Origin of the sequence: Petrotoga sp. 9PW.55.5.1 (genome assembly GCF_003265365.1) — a bacterium.
Lineage (GTDB): Bacteria > Thermotogota > Thermotogae > Petrotogales > Petrotogaceae > Petrotoga.
Genome location: NZ_AUPM01000021.1, coordinates 1 through 16,428 on the forward strand (window position 1 = coordinate 1; position 16,428 = coordinate 16,428).

At 31.9% G+C, this 16,428-nt stretch carries 16 protein-coding genes and 1 pseudogene; 5 read left to right on the forward strand and 12 right to left on the reverse strand.

Annotated features, from left to right (window positions below):
* Positions 1–106 precede the first annotated feature (106 nt).
* From PW5551_RS03640 to PW5551_RS03690, 12 genes and pseudogenes are all read right to left on the reverse strand, one after another.
* Positions 107–487, reverse strand: coding sequence for a CoA-binding protein (locus PW5551_RS03640; RefSeq protein ID WP_113074468.1), 381 nt, complete (start codon positions 485–487; stop codon positions 107–109).
* A gap of 25 nt (positions 488–512) precedes the next feature.
* Positions 513–947 carry a Fe-S cluster assembly sulfur transfer protein SufU gene (gene sufU, locus PW5551_RS03645; RefSeq protein ID WP_233488422.1) on the reverse strand — a complete coding sequence of 145 codons (435 nt, stop codon included), beginning with the start codon at positions 945–947 and terminating at the stop codon, positions 513–515.
* Positions 935–2,161 carry a SufS family cysteine desulfurase gene (locus PW5551_RS03650; protein ID WP_113074456.1) on the reverse strand — a complete coding sequence of 409 codons (1,227 nt, stop codon included), beginning with the start codon at positions 2,159–2,161 and terminating at the stop codon, positions 935–937. The genes sufU and PW5551_RS03650 overlap by 13 nt, the downstream gene beginning before the upstream one ends.
* Positions 2,139–3,356, reverse strand: coding sequence for a SufD family Fe-S cluster assembly protein (locus PW5551_RS03655; protein ID WP_158526129.1), 1,218 nt, complete (start codon positions 3,354–3,356; stop codon positions 2,139–2,141). The genes PW5551_RS03650 and PW5551_RS03655 overlap by 23 nt, the downstream gene beginning before the upstream one ends.
* A gap of 43 nt (positions 3,357–3,399) precedes the next feature.
* Positions 3,400–4,815: a Fe-S cluster assembly protein SufB gene (gene sufB, locus PW5551_RS03660; RefSeq protein ID WP_113074458.1), complete on the reverse strand. Its 1,416-nt coding sequence runs from the start codon at positions 4,813–4,815 to the stop codon at positions 3,400–3,402.
* 4 nt (positions 4,816–4,819) lie between these two features.
* Complete coding sequence (gene sufC, locus PW5551_RS03665; RefSeq protein ID WP_113074459.1) at positions 4,820–5,593, reverse strand: Fe-S cluster assembly ATPase SufC; 774 nt, start codon at positions 5,591–5,593, stop codon at positions 4,820–4,822.
* Positions 5,594–5,781: 188 nt separating this feature from the next.
* Positions 5,782–6,684, reverse strand: coding sequence for a dihydroorotate dehydrogenase (locus tag PW5551_RS03670; protein WP_113074460.1), 903 nt, complete (start codon positions 6,682–6,684; stop codon positions 5,782–5,784).
* Positions 6,677–7,417 (reverse strand): dihydroorotate dehydrogenase electron transfer subunit, encoded by a 741-nt coding sequence (locus tag PW5551_RS03675; RefSeq protein ID WP_113074461.1) that lies wholly within the window; start codon positions 7,415–7,417, stop codon positions 6,677–6,679. Before PW5551_RS03675 ends, PW5551_RS03670 begins: the two co-directional genes overlap by 8 nt.
* Positions 7,401–8,270 (reverse strand): orotidine-5'-phosphate decarboxylase, encoded by an 870-nt coding sequence (pyrF, locus tag PW5551_RS03680; protein WP_113074462.1) that lies wholly within the window; start codon positions 8,268–8,270, stop codon positions 7,401–7,403. The genes PW5551_RS03675 and pyrF overlap by 17 nt, the downstream gene beginning before the upstream one ends.
* The coding region (locus PW5551_RS10790; protein ID WP_370445902.1) for a hypothetical protein at positions 8,267–8,380 on the reverse strand (114 nt) is incomplete at its 5' end. The genes pyrF and PW5551_RS10790, both read right to left, overlap by 4 nt.
* Position 8,381: 1 nt before the next feature.
* Positions 8,382–9,577: pseudogene (locus PW5551_RS03685) on the reverse strand (dihydroorotase); the annotation flags it as partial.
* A gap of 50 nt (positions 9,578–9,627) precedes the next feature.
* Complete coding sequence (locus tag PW5551_RS03690) at positions 9,628–10,728, reverse strand: glycosyltransferase (RefSeq protein ID WP_113074464.1); 1,101 nt, start codon at positions 10,726–10,728, stop codon at positions 9,628–9,630.
* A gap of 176 nt (positions 10,729–10,904) precedes the next feature.
* Here PW5551_RS03690 and PW5551_RS03695 point away from each other — a divergent pair, with 176 nt between their 5' ends.
* The 5 genes from PW5551_RS03695 to PW5551_RS03715 form a co-directional block, all read left to right on the forward strand.
* Positions 10,905–11,792, forward strand: a complete 888-nt coding sequence (locus tag PW5551_RS03695) for a DapH/DapD/GlmU-related protein (protein WP_113074465.1) — start codon at positions 10,905–10,907, stop codon at positions 11,790–11,792.
* 33 nt (positions 11,793–11,825) lie between these two features.
* Positions 11,826–13,025 (forward strand): glycosyltransferase family 4 protein, encoded by a 1,200-nt coding sequence (locus PW5551_RS03700; RefSeq protein ID WP_370445901.1) that lies wholly within the window; start codon positions 11,826–11,828, stop codon positions 13,023–13,025.
* Between the two features lie 253 nt (positions 13,026–13,278).
* Positions 13,279–14,562, forward strand: coding sequence for a polysaccharide pyruvyl transferase family protein (locus tag PW5551_RS03705; RefSeq protein ID WP_113074466.1), 1,284 nt, complete (start codon positions 13,279–13,281; stop codon positions 14,560–14,562).
* A gap of 93 nt (positions 14,563–14,655) precedes the next feature.
* Positions 14,656–16,077 carry a lipopolysaccharide biosynthesis protein gene (locus tag PW5551_RS03710; protein ID WP_113074467.1) on the forward strand — a complete coding sequence of 474 codons (1,422 nt, stop codon included), beginning with the start codon at positions 14,656–14,658 and terminating at the stop codon, positions 16,075–16,077.
* Between the two features lie 91 nt (positions 16,078–16,168).
* A partial coding sequence (locus PW5551_RS03715; RefSeq protein WP_199562176.1) for a UDP-N-acetylglucosamine 2-epimerase occupies positions 16,169–16,428 on the forward strand: 260 nt, incomplete at its 3' end.

Genomic DNA, 16,428 nt, shown 5'->3' on the forward strand with positions numbered 1-16,428 from the left:
TGAGGGGAATAAAAATCAACAAACCTCTCAAGAGGGGAATTAAAGCCAATTCCCCTTCAAAAAGGGGAATTAAACCGCCTCTTTTTGAGGCGGTTTTTTGTTATTATTAAAGATTGCTTGTTTCAACCATTATACAATCGATAAAAGAATAATCCACATCGTTTAAACTTTTTAAATACTGTTCGATCTCATCTGATTCCGCACCTGGCTGGAACCAAAACTTTTTATATCCCTCTTGATATGCTTCTTTAAGCACTTTTATCCCGACTTTAGGAGGAACAACAAAGACTATCAAATCTATCTCTTCTTTTGGTAATTCTTTAATTGAAGGATAAGTTTTTATACCTTCTATTTCATCGTAATTAGGATTAACAGGATATAGGTTGTATCCTTTGTTTTCTAAATTTTTTAATATCCTATAACCGTACTTTTCTTTGTTTTTTGTTGCTCCAACTAGAGAAATATTCCGAACTTCTTTTAAGTCTATCATATAAACATCTCCTTGTTAATGTTTAAGAACCCTTCTCCTTTTTTAATGCATCTTCCAATGTATGCCATGATAAAGTAAAACATTTTGTTCTCATAGGGAATTTTGAAATATCGGAAAAGATATCCATTCCATCTATTAATTCTTCATCGTATTCTTTTCCTTGAGACATTTTTATAACTTCACTAAAAATTCTTTCTGCTTGTTTAACGGTTTTTCCTTCTATATATTCGCACATCATCGCGGCAGATGCCTGACTTATAATACAACCATGTCCTTTGAACGAAGCTTCTTTTATTATATTATCTTCTACTTTAAGATAAATCGTTATTTCATCTCCACAAGAGAGGTTTTTACCTTCTGATTCTAAAGCGTCAGGAATCTCCTTTTTATATCTATCGTTTTTTGCATAATCTAAAATTATATCTGTGTAAAGATCTTCTAATCCTATTTTAACCACTCCCAAATCTTTTTTAATCCATCATACAAAATGTCTATGTCTTTTTCTTCGTTGTATATATAAAAACTGGCTCTGCACGTTGCTTTAACTCCAAGTTCGCTCATAAGAGGTTGTGCACAATGGTGCCCGCTTCTAATTGCTATCCCAGTTAAATCGTTCAACATATGGGCTACATCGTGTGGATGGATATTCTTTAAATTGAAAGATACAATTGATTGCTGGCTTTCATCTAAGGTCCCATATAACGTTAAAAAATCCAATCTTTTCAATCTTTCAATGGCGTAATTGGTTAACTCTTTTTCATGTTCTTGAATATTATCCATACCGATATTTTCTAGTATTTCAATCGCTTTGGCTAGACCTACAGCTCCATCAACGTTTGGTGTGCCTGCTTCAAATTTATAAGGTAGTATATTGAATGTAGTATTTTCAGTCGAAACCTTATCTATCATCTCTCCCCCAAACAAAAAAGGGTTAATTTCTTCTAGATACTCTTTTTTCCCATATAAAACACCTATTCCTGTCGGACCAAGCATCTTATGACCAGAAAATGCTAAAAAATCTATATCTATTTTCTTTACATCAAAAGGCATATGTGGAACAGTTTGTGCTCCATCGATAATGATTATAACTTCTTTCCTAATGTTTCTAATTGCTTCTACCAAATCTTGGACAGGTATCACTTGGCCTGTTGTGTTTGACAATCCTGTTATACTAACTACCTTAGTCTTTTCAGAGACATAATCTAAAAATTCAGAAAGGTTAAAAATACCGTTTTTACAGTTGTAGTAACGTACGTTTAAACCAAATATTTTACCTACCTGTTGCCATGGAACAAAGTTTGCGTGGTGTTCCATCGTGGTTATAAGTATCTCTTCATCAGGTCTTAGTATCTTTGATGTCGCAATCGAATACGCAAGAAGATTAATCGATTCGGTTGTTCCTTTAGTGAATATTATTTCATTGTTGTCGGCGTTTATAAACTTTGCAACTTTTTCTCTTGAGCTTTCATACATCTGAGTTGCCTCAGCGGCCAAGGTGTGAGTGGATCTGTGAACGTTTGCATGATGATTCAAACTGTAATCGTTAACCGCATCCATAACTTCTTTAGGCCTTAAAGTTGTGGCTGCATTGTCAAGATATATTAGATTATGTCCATTTATCTTTCTATTTAAAGAAGGAAAAAGGCGCTCATATTCTTTGGAAGATAACATCTTTAACCTCCTGACTTATTCCTTCATCAAAAAATTTAATCCTATCTATAGCTGGTTCAAATAGGCCATAGGAGATTAACTTTTTAGCATCTTCCATTGAAAAACCACGTGTCATTAAATAGTACAACTTTTCTTTTTCTATAGTTCCAACACTTGCTGCGTGAGCTGCATTAACTTCGTTTTCATCAACCAACAAAGTTGGTATCGCTTCAGCTTTTGCCTTTTCAGAAAGAGTTAGAGTGTATTCTGATTCTGAAGCGTTAGCTTCTTTAGCTCCTTTTTTTAAATCAAGAAACCCTCTAAATATTGCTTTTGCTTCATCTTTTATAACCCCGTTACCTTTCATAATCCCTGTACTATCAGGTGCATAAAATCTCATTAAATAAAGCATATCTATTACATCTTTCTTATCAGCAAAAAAGTATGGTGTTAAGTTTGCTTGGGCTCCTTTGCCAGAGAGTCTGAAAACAATATGTGGTGAAGAAACATATCCACCAACATTTATATCAATTACGTTTATATTGGCGTTATCTTTTAACTCAACAAGTATATTATCAACGTTTACATTTTTTTCATTGGTTAAATTTATATTTATCAATTCTAAAGAAGCATTCTCATGAACAACTATCCTATTAGAAGTTGTTCTCAATGAGCCCTCATTACTTATTGGCTTTAAGTATCTAATAACAGTTGCCTTTGAATTTGGTTTTATGTTATAAACAGATGTTTCATAAATAGGTGATTTCCATTCATAAGTTAGGATTACAGGTTCTCTTTCTTCTCCTTCTTCTGTGTTAAGATAAAAACCCGTATTGGAAAAAGCTTCAGCCATCAAAAGAAACTTTCTGTGAGCTCCTTCAAAGTCGTATTTTGCAAGTATTTCCATTCCTTCCTGATCTATACCGTTTATTCCAAGGATCTTTCCTTTAACGCTAACAGGTACAAAAGAAAGGTATTTATCTGGTTCGTATCCATTTAGTTTAGCACGTTTCCATTTTGGAAATCCCCAATTTTTATACGCTTCATACCTGTAACTTTTAAAAGTTTTTAAAGTGTCATTAGAAATATGTTCTAATGATGCTTGAAACTCATAATCCCCATAATCTTTTTTAGGGGATATTTGGGGTATTTGCCATTCAACTGCCTTTAAATCTTTATGTCTTAAATCTATCGCTTTTTCAAAAATTGTCTCCATAATTATTGTCCACTCCTTGTTCATCTAATAAACTGTTAAAAGATCAACCTATTGAGGATTCTACTTCTAAGTTTATCAATCTGTTCAATTCTATAGCGTATTCCAACGGGAGTTCTTTGGCAAAAGGCTCAACAAAACCTCTAACAACCATTGCTTTGGCTTCTCCTTCGCTTAAGCCTCTACTCATTAGATAATATATTTGTTCTTCTTTTATCCTTCCAATGCGTGCCTCGTGCCCAACATCCGCATCGTCAGTGTAGACTTCTATCAGAGGAACGGTGTCACTTTTTGAATCATTATCAAGCATCAGGGCTTGACATTGAACGGAAGCTTTGGCCCCTTTTGCCATTTCACCAATCTTCAGCCATCCTCTGTAGAAGGCCCAACCTCCACCTATACTAATGCTTCTTGCATCCACATTCGCACTAGTGTAAGGAGCAAACATAAATACCTTTGAGCCTGAATCCATATGTTGGTTTGGACCTGCATAGGTAATTGCTTTCGTTTCAGTTTTAGCACCTTTCCCTTTAAGTATGGAAGATGGGTATATCATAGTCTTATGGCTTCCCAAAGATCCCGAAACCCATTCCATGACTCCATCTTCTTCCACTATTGCCCTTTTTGTATTTAAATTATAAGTATTTTTGCTCCAATTTTGTATGGTTGCATATTTAACCCTTGCACCTTTTTTTACATAAATTTCAACCATACCGGCATGTAAGTTTGTAACCTCATAATAAGGAGCGGAACATCCTTCTATAAAAGCAACTTCGCTACCTTCATCCGCTATTATCAATGTGTGTTCCATCTGGCCCATGCCAGGGTTGTTCATCCTAAAGTAAGCTTGAAGAGGTAAAGGAACTTTAACGCCTTTTGGTACATACAAGAAAGTACCTCCACTCCATACCGCACCATGTAAAGCCGCATACTTATGGTTAGTAGGAGCTACTGCTTTCATGAAATATTCTTTAACCAAGTCAGGATATTGCTTAACTGCACTTTCCATATTAAGAAAAATAACTCCTAAACTTTCAAGCTCTTTTTTAATATTCTGATAAACAACTTCTGAATCGTATTGCGCTCCAACACCTGATAAGGCTTTTTTCTCTGCTTCGGGGATTCCAAGCTTATCAAACGTATCTTTTATCTCTTCAGGAACATCGTTCCATGAAGTGGATGTTTTTGTATTTGGTCTTATATACGCAACAATTTTACTGACATCTAAATCAGAAACATCAACACCGAATCTCGGATCACGCCATGTATCGAATATATGTAAAGAGTTTAACCTTAACTCTTTCATCCATTTAGGTTCTTCTTTTTGTTCAGAAATTTCTTGAACGATTTTTTGGTTCAAGCCAGGAATAGTTTTGTAAGCATATTTTTCAGGATTTCTAAAGTCAAATTTACTTTGATCTATCAACAAATCTTCTAAATTTATATCTTTATCTCTTGCCATCTTTTCACTCCTCCGAGATAGTTATACCCATTTCTTGTTCCAAAATAGAGTAACCATTTTCTTCTATCTCTTTGGCTAACTCTTCGGTTCCAGTTTTAACTATTTGTCCATTTATATATATATGAACATAATCAGGTATAACATAGTTTAATATTCTCTGGTAATGCGTGATGAGTAAGATTCCCATCTCGTCTGTCTTTATCTTGTTTATATTCTCAGAGACTATTCTCAGAGCATCTATATCAAGTCCAGAATCTATTTCATCTAAGATACTCAACTTAGGTTTAAGGAAGCCCATTTGAAGAATTTCGCTCTTTTTCTTTTCTCCACCAGAAAAACCTGTATTTATGTATCTATCAAGAAAATCATTATTCAAGTCCAATTCCTTTGATAACCTTGTGATCGTCCTATTCAATTCCATTAAGGTTACCTGGTCATCTTTATGAACGTTTCTAAATGAACTAACTAAAAACTGTCTCATTTTTATACCTTCAACTTCTTCGGGGGTTTGAAAAGACAAGAACAAACCTAACTTTGCCCTTTCATCTGTAGAAAGACCAAGTATAGACTGCCCTTCAAACAATATATCTCCTGAAGTTACTTGATACCTAGGATTTCCCATTATTACATGCGAAAGCGTTGACTTACCAGATCCATTTGGCCCCATTATTGCATGTACTTCACCTTTGTTTATAGTTAAATTTACACCTTTTAATATTTCTAAATCTTCATCTGCAACTTTTGCATATAAATCTTTTACTTCTAAAAGAGCTGACATCGATTCTCCTCCTTCTTACGTCCTATATATTTATTCCTTGTATAATTTAATTACCTTTAAATTCTACCATATTAGTCAACTTTAAGTCAAGAAAAAAAGTATCGAAATCGATACCTTAAAAACTATTTAACCTTATAATTTAAAAATACATATTTTGGTTATCTTTTACAAAATATCGAAAAAACAAATCAAATAATACCCCTCATCTCTTTTAGTGCATTAATCTTTTCTTCTTTCATATACTGTTCTATCCCTTCAATAATTTCGATACAAGCCTTAGGATTGACAAAGTTAGCTGTTCCAACTTGAATCGCCGTTGCACCTGCTATTATGAATTCAATTGCATCTTTGTAATTTGAAATTCCGCCTATTCCAACAACGGGGACATCAACAACTTTACTTACTTCATATACCATTCTCAAAGCTATGGGTTTTATACAAGGTCCAGATAATCCAGCGGTTATATTATCAAAAATTGGCTTTCTTTTTTTAATATCTATAGCTAAAGCGGGAAATGTATTTACCAATGATAATGAATCAGCACCTGCTTCTACACATTTTACCGCCATATCTTTTATATCTTCAGCGCTGGGAGAAAGTTTAACCATTAGAGGTTTTTTGCAAATTTTTCTTACTTGTTTTACTACGTTGTAGGCTATATCTGACTTTGTTCCAAAAGAAATACCGCCTTCTTTAACGTTTGGACAAGAGATATTCAGTTCAACTATATCTATATCTGTATCGTTTAATTTCTCAACGGCTAAAATATACTCCTCAACAGTACTTCCACCAACGTTCGCTATTATTGTTGTATCTTGTGAACTCAAAAAAGAGAGTTCTTCTTCAATGAATTTATCTACTCCTGGATTTTGCAATCCTATACTGTTCATAATCCCACCAACTGTTTCATGTACCCTTATTCCATTATTTCCTGACCTTTCTTTTAAGGTAAGCCCTTTTGTAGAGATCCCACCTAACTGTGATAAAGAAAAGTAATCAGCGTATTCTCTTGCAAATCCAAAAGTTCCAGAAGCAGCTATAACGGGGTTCTTTAGAGTAACTTCCCCTATTTTTACACTCGTATCACTCACTGAAAATTACCTCCTTACCATCAAAAACAGGCCCTTCTTTGCAAACCCTTTTCATTCCGTTTGTTGTTTTTATACTACAACCCAAGCAACTCCCCATACCACAAGCCATAATATTTTCCATAGAAACGAATATATCAGTTTTATGGTTACCCATCTCAACAATCTTTTTCATCATGACAGTTGGTCCACATGTAAAAATTGTATCGTATCTTTCTATTTCTAATATATCTGTTATGAAACCTTTTTCACCTATTGATCCATCTTCCGTACTTATGTATACATTTTCTACATAGCCTTTTATCTTATCAAGATAATAAACTTCATTCTGAAAGCCTGCATAAAAATCTATATTTGTTTTCAGTCTTTTAACCAAGTATACTAAAGGCGCAATCCCGATGCCTCCAGAAACAACCGCCACTTTTCCCCTTATATTTAAATTAAAGCCATTCCCCAAAGGGCCTAATATATTTAACTTATCTGTAGGTTTTATTTTTGAAAGAATTTCTGTTCCACGTCCAACAACTTTATACAAAAAAGTAAGTGTATCTTTTTCAACTTCGCACACGCTGAAAGGTCTTGATAATAAAGGGTCATACTCCCAATTTCTAAGCATATAAAACTGTCCTGGAATAATAGAAGTATTATCAAAATTAGTTGCTACCTTCATTTCAAAGATATCTCTAGCAATTTGGTTATTTGAAACAATCTCTACTTCCTTATACCCTTCTTTCACTTTCTATGTCCTCCTTCATATCAAGGACCGCTTTTCTAGCATAATCACCAAACTTTTCATTTCCATCTTCATATTTCTTATAACTCGCTATTATACCTCTTGAAGAATTAACTATCCCTCCATTCCCATCATTTAAATAAAGAGAAACATCTTTTCCAGTAGCCCCTTGGTGTCCATAACCAGGGATCAAGAAAAAAATATCTTTGTACCTATTTCTAATCTCTTTGGCTTCTTCTACGTGTGTTCCTCCAACTACGGCTCCTATAGGGCTATAGCCACAACTTCCTTTATATTTTGAAGCTAATTCTTGTAGTCGATCACCCACAACATAGTACAGGTATTCATCTTTTTGAGAAACTTTCAAGTACTGAATATCTTTTGCTCCAGGGTTAGATGTTCTAAGAAGAACAAAAACTCCCTTTTCTCCACTTTCAATATATTTTAAATAAGGTGTCAACGTATCAAAACCAAGATAAGGATTGAGAGTGATAAAATCTACCTCAAACTCTCCTTCAAAATGAGCTTTAGCATACATTTCAGCAGTAGAAGAAATATCTCCACGCTTAACATCACCTATAGTTATTACACCTAAACTTCTTAAATACTCTAAAGTTCTCTTATAACCTAGAAGTCCCTTCAAACCGTAACCTTCATAAAAGGCTATCTGTAATTTAAAAACTGGAACTAAATCAGCTGTCTTATCTATAATCTCTTTATTAAATTGGAAAAGAACCTCATCTAATTCTTGATACTCTTTTTTTATCCTATCAGGTATCAATCCCAGATGAGTATCTAATCCAACGCAAACGTTACCTTTTTTGTTAACCTCATTGACCAATCTATCTATTATCAAAACTCTTTTCCCCTCCTGTATTTAATTTCACCCTTTCTTATTGTTGCTAAGATATCTCCATATAACTCCATACCATCAAAAGGTGTGTTTTTCCCTTTTGAAAAAAAATCNTCTTCTTTTTCTATTTTACGCTTTTTTTCTAAATCTAATATAACGATATCTCCATCGTATCCTTTTTTTATCTTACCTTTGTTTACTTTCATTAATCTGGCAGGGTTTGCAGACAAAAGCTGAGACAACCTGTTTAAAGAAATTTCACCATTTTTAACTAATCTGGTATAACATACTGAAAAAGCCGTCTCAAGCCCAGAAATACCTGGAGCCTCATTATTTTTATCTTCTTTGGAATGAGGGGCATGGTCCGTTGCGATAATATCTACAGTTCCATCTTTTATACCTTCTATTATCTCTAAAACATCTTCTTTCTCTCTAATTGGGGGATTAACTCTGTAATCGTTATTGTAAAGAAAAATATGGTGGGGAGTAACTTCGCAAGTAAGATTGTCCATTTCTTTTTTTGCTTTTCTAATTGCTTTTAGCGCTTCTTTTGTACTAACGTGGGCTAAATGAAGGCAAGAACCAGTTAATTTGGTAAGGTAGATATCTCTAAAAGTCATCAAATTCTCAGAAAGTCTTGTATCAAATTTTACTATCTCGTTATCTTCTTCATGTGCTATAACCGTCAAACCTTTTTCTTTGGCTTTAATAAGGGCAAGATACATAGTTAAATTTGATTGAACACCTTTTCCATCATCAGAAATAAATTTAACTCGCTCGTCTAAAGTATCTAAATGATCTAAACTCACTCCATCAAAATCTTTGGTAATAGAAACCGATTGGTGAATATCTATCAAATCTAACTCTCTAGCTCTATCTAAAACATAATTTACAACTTCTAAACTGCTACATATCGGATAAGTATTCGCCATAAGATTAACGCACGTATATCCGCCTCTCAAAGCAGCCAAACTTCCGCTTTTTAAATCTTCTTTGTAGGTGTAACCTGGATCTCGAAAATGTGCATGCATATCGATAAAACTTGGCATAATAACTAAACCCGTGGCATCAATAATCTGAATATTTTCATTATGTTCGCTGAAATTTTCATCATCTAAAACATGATTTTTCCTAAACTTTTCTAGCGAATTATCTTTTAAATCCCTATTTTCAGAACTTTTAGGATTTTCTTTTTTATATTTATTTTTAATCTCTCTATAATCTTCTATCTTTCCATCTTTTATTAATAAATCTCCAACAAAATCCTTATCTTCATCAACAACACGAGCGCCTCTAAGTAAAAGACTCATATTCAACCTCACTTTCTATCATTACGAAAGATGGTTCTAATTTCTCCAAATTATTTTAAAACAAAATGGAGAAACTCTTCTTCTTTTTTTTCATCCCAAACAAATAAATTTTTATATTTCTCGATGTTTTGCAAAAGAAGACCATAATTTTTATAAGCTTGCAATATTTTTTCTACACTTTCTTCTAAATTTGTTGGATTAATAGCTACTCCCACTCCGTAATCTTTAACCTGTTTTGCCATTGAAATAAATGATTCTTTGACAACAATGGGTGTACCAGCTGCTAGAGAGTCGTAATATTTGTTAGGAAGTGCGAAGATATAGTTTTTGCAATTCCTATCTTTTACAGTATTGTAAGAAATTAGAGAAAAAGCCGCTTTTGATAGTTCTTCCATCATCTTTTTATATGGTAAAAAAGATGTTGAAGTATGTGGGATATCATCAAATTCATTGGAATCCATTCCTATGACTTTAAAAGAAAACCCTTTGTTGATAAGAGATTTTAATAACTTTTTCTCATCTTCTATCTTTCTTGTTACTTTGCCAACTAATACTATTTCTTTCTGTTTATTTTGAATATCAGACTTTAAAATGAAATTCGCATAATTAGGCATGATGAAAGTCTTTTCTTTCTCAATGGCAGTTTTACCAATTATATCATCTCTTGTTTCTTCAGAGACAAAGATAGCTAAGTCTGATAATTTCAACTGCTTCTTAAAAAGATGCCAAACAACATTTGTTTTTAACCCCCCTATAATTCCAGACAATTCCTCTAAAAAATTTTCTGGATGATATTCATGGATATCATAAATAATTTTTTTGTTTTTATTTTTTGCAATTTTGAAAGGCTCAAGCGGCCTACTTGCCAAGAAATGGTGCATGTACAATATGTCATAATTTTCGTTAGCAATTAATTTGCAGAGCTGTTTATCAAAAGGTTTTCTGTTTGAAAGTTTTTTTAAAGATGAATCTTCTACATTTTCAACATACTTTATTGGAATGTACTTGATATTTCCTTCTTGATATCCTTTTTCATCATTATCGGTCAAATATTGATAAATAACTTTATGCTTTTTCGATAAAGTGGTCACTGTTCTAAAAACTCTTTTATCAAACTTTGGATGCATATAACCAATAACGAGTATTTTCAATAGTTTTCACCTGCAGTATACTTCAACTTTTTTAAATTGATTCATTTGTTAATTATATCATCGTTCAAAGTCAAAAGGAAGTACATAGAACTATTATATCTGATATAATTTAAAGAAGATCATAAGAAACTTAGATATTTTTATTGGCTCAATTAATTTTTTGCGGGGGAATAAATATGTATTTATCAGAAATTGGAGGAATAGAGGTAAAAAAAGACGGATTTTTCGAGAATTTTGGAAAGTTAGGAAGAATATATCTTCAAAATTCTATATCTTTTATTAACTCTGAAAAGTACTTGCCATATATCGACCAAAACGTTTCTTGCATTGTATGTAATGAAGAATTATTGCCATTCTTTTTAGATAAAGACATAGGAATAGTTGTATCAAAAGAACCAAAAAACACATTTTATGATATATATTATACAATCTATTTGGAAGATAAGTTAAATTATTCTAAAAATGAAATTTCCGATACAGCGACTATTTCACCCAAAGCAACTATTGCAAGTTCTGGAGTGATTATAGGAGATAATTGTGTTATAGGGGATAACGTAGTAATTAGAGAAGGTACTATTTTAGGAAATAATGTTCATATTGGAAATAATTGTGTCTTAGGTAGCGATGGTTATGAAGTTGCAAAAATTTATGGGTCTAGTAAAATTGTACCCCATACAGGATTTTGTATTTTGAAAGATAATGTCGAAATTTTAAATAATTGCTGTGTATGTAAGGGATTATTTAGAGGGTACGATACTATTATAGAAGAAAACGTTAAAATTGATAATATTGTGCAAATAGCGCATGCAGTAAGGGTAGGGAAAAATACAGAAATAGGTGCTGGAGCTGTTATTTCTGGGAATACCGTTGTAGGAGAGGATGTGTGGATAGGTCCAAACGTAACTCTTTCCAATAAAATTAAAATAGGGAACAAAGCTTTTGTTAGTTTAGGGGCAGTTGTTATAGACAATATTAAAGATGGAGAAAGAGTTGCGGGTAACTTTGCTTATAACACGAAAAAGTTTATGAAAGAATTTAAAATGAAAAAAAGTGAAGGGGAATAATTAACTTATGCCAATGAAACTTTTTAGACAAAGGTGATCTTTTTGAAGATACTGTATATTACAAATTTATTTCCATATCCAGAAAACGAAACCCGCGGAATATTTATAACCCGCAGATTAGAAGTTTTGAAGAATTATGGCATTAAATTTGATGTCTATGGCCCTATTCCTAAAGAAGGTAATAGCTTGAAGGCAGTAAGAAAAATTATTGGAAGAGAAGGAATTAATGTTTATAAACCTTTCTATGAATTGGGTGGTATTAGATACAAATATGTGTTTTATGATAATAATCTCTTTCATGTTTTTTCTAAAAAGGTGCTTAAAAAAAATAAAGAAAAAAAATTATCCAAAGAAGTTGCAACCAAAATATACAGTAATAATAATCCATATTTTGATATAATTCATGCTCATGGGATGTATACTCCTCCAGCTGGTCTAGTGGCAAAGCTTTTATCAGAGAAATTGAATATTCCATATGTTGTTACTTGCCATGGGAGCGATATAAATTTAGGAATGCCAAACAACAAAGAGTTATACAACGATGTTTTAGAAAACGCAGATAAAGTTATATTCGTAAGTAATACGCTATTGAATAAAGCAAAATCTTTTGGCTATTCGGGAAGTAATTCAGTTGTAATTCCTAACGGGATAGAACCTGATTCATTCAAACCTTTAAATAAAGAAAAGATAAAAAGAGAGTTGGGGCTAAACAAAAAAGTGATTGGTTTTGTTGGGGGATTGATAAATATAAAAAGAGCAGACAAATTCCCTGAGATATTTGAAAATATAGCTTCAACTCAAGAAGTTGAGTTTTTGGTAGTTGGAGATGGAGAGTTAAGAGAAAAGGTTGAAAAAGAATGCAAAAAAAGAAAGATAAATGTAAAGTTTGTAGGTAGAGTTCCTAACGATGAGGCGCCATATTATATGAATGCTATGGACGTTATGATACTACCAAGCAGAAATGAGGGTTTTGGCTCTGTAATTATTGAGTCTCAAGCTTGCGGAGTTCCTGTAGTTGGAAGTAGTAACGGAGGAATACCAGAGGTTATTGGAGATGGTGGGATAGTTGTAGAAGAAGGAGAAAACTTTGAAAAAAGATTTGCAGATGCTGTAGTTGAATTGTTAGAAAACCCTATTGAAAGAGTGTATTTGAGAGAAAGAGCTTTGGAATTTTCATGGAAGAATATTGTGAAACAAGAAGTGGCAGTGTATGAAGAATTGTTTAATAACTAAAAGCAGATAAATTTACTCTCTTCTTTGATATTAATAAATGATTAATCCTAAGTGAAATAACCATAACAACAGGAAAGAGAAATTAGAGTATATGATTTTATAGAAAAAAGCTTTTTGGAATAGTTAAATAATTTTTAAGTCCGAGTTTAAAATGATCTTTTTAGACAATTATAAGAAAAATAATATACTACAAAATCACTCTTCTAATGAACAAAATTCTTGATCATGAGAATTAAATTCTTAGGAGGTAAAAATGGATATTGGTGTGATAGGTTCTTACGGTGGCGCAAGTATAGGAGATGAAGCCATCTTAAATGGCTTATTATTAGCCTTAAATGAAGTGTGTGATGATAACAATCTAAGCATTAGAATATTTACTTCTAATGTTGGAAATACATCATCAGCTGTTGATTTTAAAAACCTCGGGTCAAAAATTGGTGTCATAAATTGGACAACAGGTGAAGATGATTTAGAAAAAACTCAAATCACTACATCTGAGAATTTAGCAGTTAAAAAAAAGTTCGGTAGAAACTTGTATGATTTTATTTTAAAAAAGTTTCCATCAGGAAGCTTGTTTTTGGAAAAATATTATCGTAGAATATCTGGTAAATATATAATTAAGCCAGGTTTATTTGAAAACATAGACACCCTAATTTTTGGAGGAGGACAAATATTAATGGACCTTTTTCCAAAGTGGATTCTAATCCTTAACGAGCTTATTAATGAAGCAAGAAAATATAAGGTAAAGGTTTATTTTATGGGGGTTGGAGCAGGTCCAATAGACTATTTTTACAGTAAAAAAATAATCGAAAGGATTGTTTCTGAATATTACGTAAGTACAAGAGATGAGAATTCCGCTTCTTTATTGGAAAAAATGTATAATAAGAAAATATTTATTAACACAGATCTAGCTTTTGGGTTGTTTCAGGAGAAAAAAGAAATAATGGAGAGAGAAGCGGTTGGAGTATCAGTAATTCCTTATCACTCCAGATATATACGAAATATTGCGAATAGAAACGAAAATAGCTATGAAAATTATAAAATTAATACAGCAAAAATTTTTGATAATTTCATTGATAAAAGCAAAGAACATCTGATTTTTTTTGCAACAAATTTCCCAACGGATATTAAAGCCGCAAAAGAAATTATTTCTCTAATGAACAATAAAACAAAAGCTTCAATAATTAATGATCGCTTAAGTGTTGACCAACTTTTAGATATCTGTAGAAGTAGACAATTTATCATAGGTACTAGATTACATTCATTAATATTGTCTTCATGTGCAGGAACTGATTATTATGCTTTAAATTATCAACCAAAAGTCAACGCTTTTTTAGAAAAAATAGATAAAAAAGATGATTATATTGATATAAATAAATTATGTCAGAGAGAATTAACAAGTGAGGAAATAGAAAAAATATCTGAAAATATATATCAAGTATATTTAGACCGTAATGGATCCAAAATAAGTAGTTTCGCAAAAAAAGAGAAACATAAATTATTAGAAGAGTTGAGACAACTAATTTATTTATCATAAGATGAATAAAATGAGATATTTTGAATTTAAAAATAGCGTTTCCAAAAGCAATATCCTTTTTTAGAAAATTTCAATTAGCAAAGGTGAAAATAGTTGAATCAGTATAAATCGTTAATTAAAAATTCTTTCTTATTTGCAATAGGAAGTATTGGATCTAAAGCTATTTCTTTCTTCATGCTTCCATTATATACAAGAATGCTAACTACAAGTGATTATGGGCAACTTGATATCCTACAAACTACTATTTCGTTGTTAATTCCTTTAGTTACTTTTCAGGTTGTAGAAGCGGTTTTTCGTTTCTCTGTGGATATGAGAGATAAAGATAGTGCTTCCAAAGTTTTGACAAATGGAATTTTTCTTTGTTTAATTGGAATGCTAATAACTATTCTTTTATTTCCAATTTTTAATAATTTTGAACCTTTTGCAACTTATACAACTATGTTTTATTTGATAATGTTTTTGACAATTTTTCATGGAATTATCAAACAATTTGTTAGAGGACTGGAAAAGATCAAAACATTTGTAGCTGCTGATTTAATATACACTGGTTCATTTGTGGCTTTTAATATAGTTTTTCTTGTTAATTTAAGAATGGGGCTCAGAGGATATTTTCTATCAATGGTTTTAGCTCATTTAATAGCAATTATCGTTCTAATAATATTTGCGAATGTTTTCAAGTATTTGAACTTAAAATCCTTTAATAAAAAACTTTTGAAAACAATGTTAATATATTCCATTCCATTAATCCCAAATGGTTTGATGTGGTGGGTTATGAACGTTTCAGATAGATATATATTAACTTATTTTTTAGGATTTGATGCAACAGGTATTTATTCAGTTTCATATAAATTCCCTTCTTTAATAACTCTTGTAAACGGCATATTTTTTATGGCATGGCAATTATCTGCAATGCAAGAGTATGGGAAAGATGGATACGATAATTTCTATAAAAATATATTTGGTGCATTATCCTCGTTTCTTCTGTTAATTACTGCCATTGTTTTATTAATTCTAAAACCATTGATGAGTGTTTTTGTGGCAGATGCTTTTTACGAATCATGGAAGTACGTTCCATTACTTTTAGTAGGAACTATATTTCAAGCGTTTTCAAGTTTTTTTGGAACGAATTATACAGCATCAAAAAAGACAAAAGGTGCTTTTACAACATCCGTGTATGGAGCTATAGTAAACGTTGGAATAAATTTGTTGTTAATTCCTATATGGGGAATTCAGGCAGCTGCTTTCTCTACAATGTTAGCTTATTTGACAATGTGGTTCATGAGAGTATTTGATACAAAAAAATTTGTAAAAATAAAAATAGATTGGAAAAGTCTTATCTTCTCAATTGTATTAATTGGAATACAAATATTAGGATTATATACCATAACCAACACGATAACATTTTTCATTGTTGAGACTATTTTGATTTTGGTAATGTTGTTCATTCAAAGAAAGTATATAAAGCAGGTATACAATTTCGGTATGAATTTGTTAGCTGAGTTGAGAGCAAAATAAACTTTATAGTTTAAATACTTCTATACAACCATTGATTTTGATACTTAAAGCTTTTAAAAAGCGTTATGCAAAATTAAAAGGAGTAAATGAAATGAAACTAATCAGTCTAATAGGTGCTCGTCCACAAATAATTAAAGAAGCAATTTTAAATCAAGAATTAGAAAAAGAAGGAATAGAAGAAATCCTGGTTCATTCAGGACAACATTATGACTTTAACATGTCCGATGTATTTTTCAAAGTGTTAAATATAAAAAAAGCTAGTTACAATTTAGAAATAGGTTCAGGAACACATGCAGAAATGACTGGCAAAACAATGATAGAATTTGAAAAGGTAGTACTAAAAGAACGTCC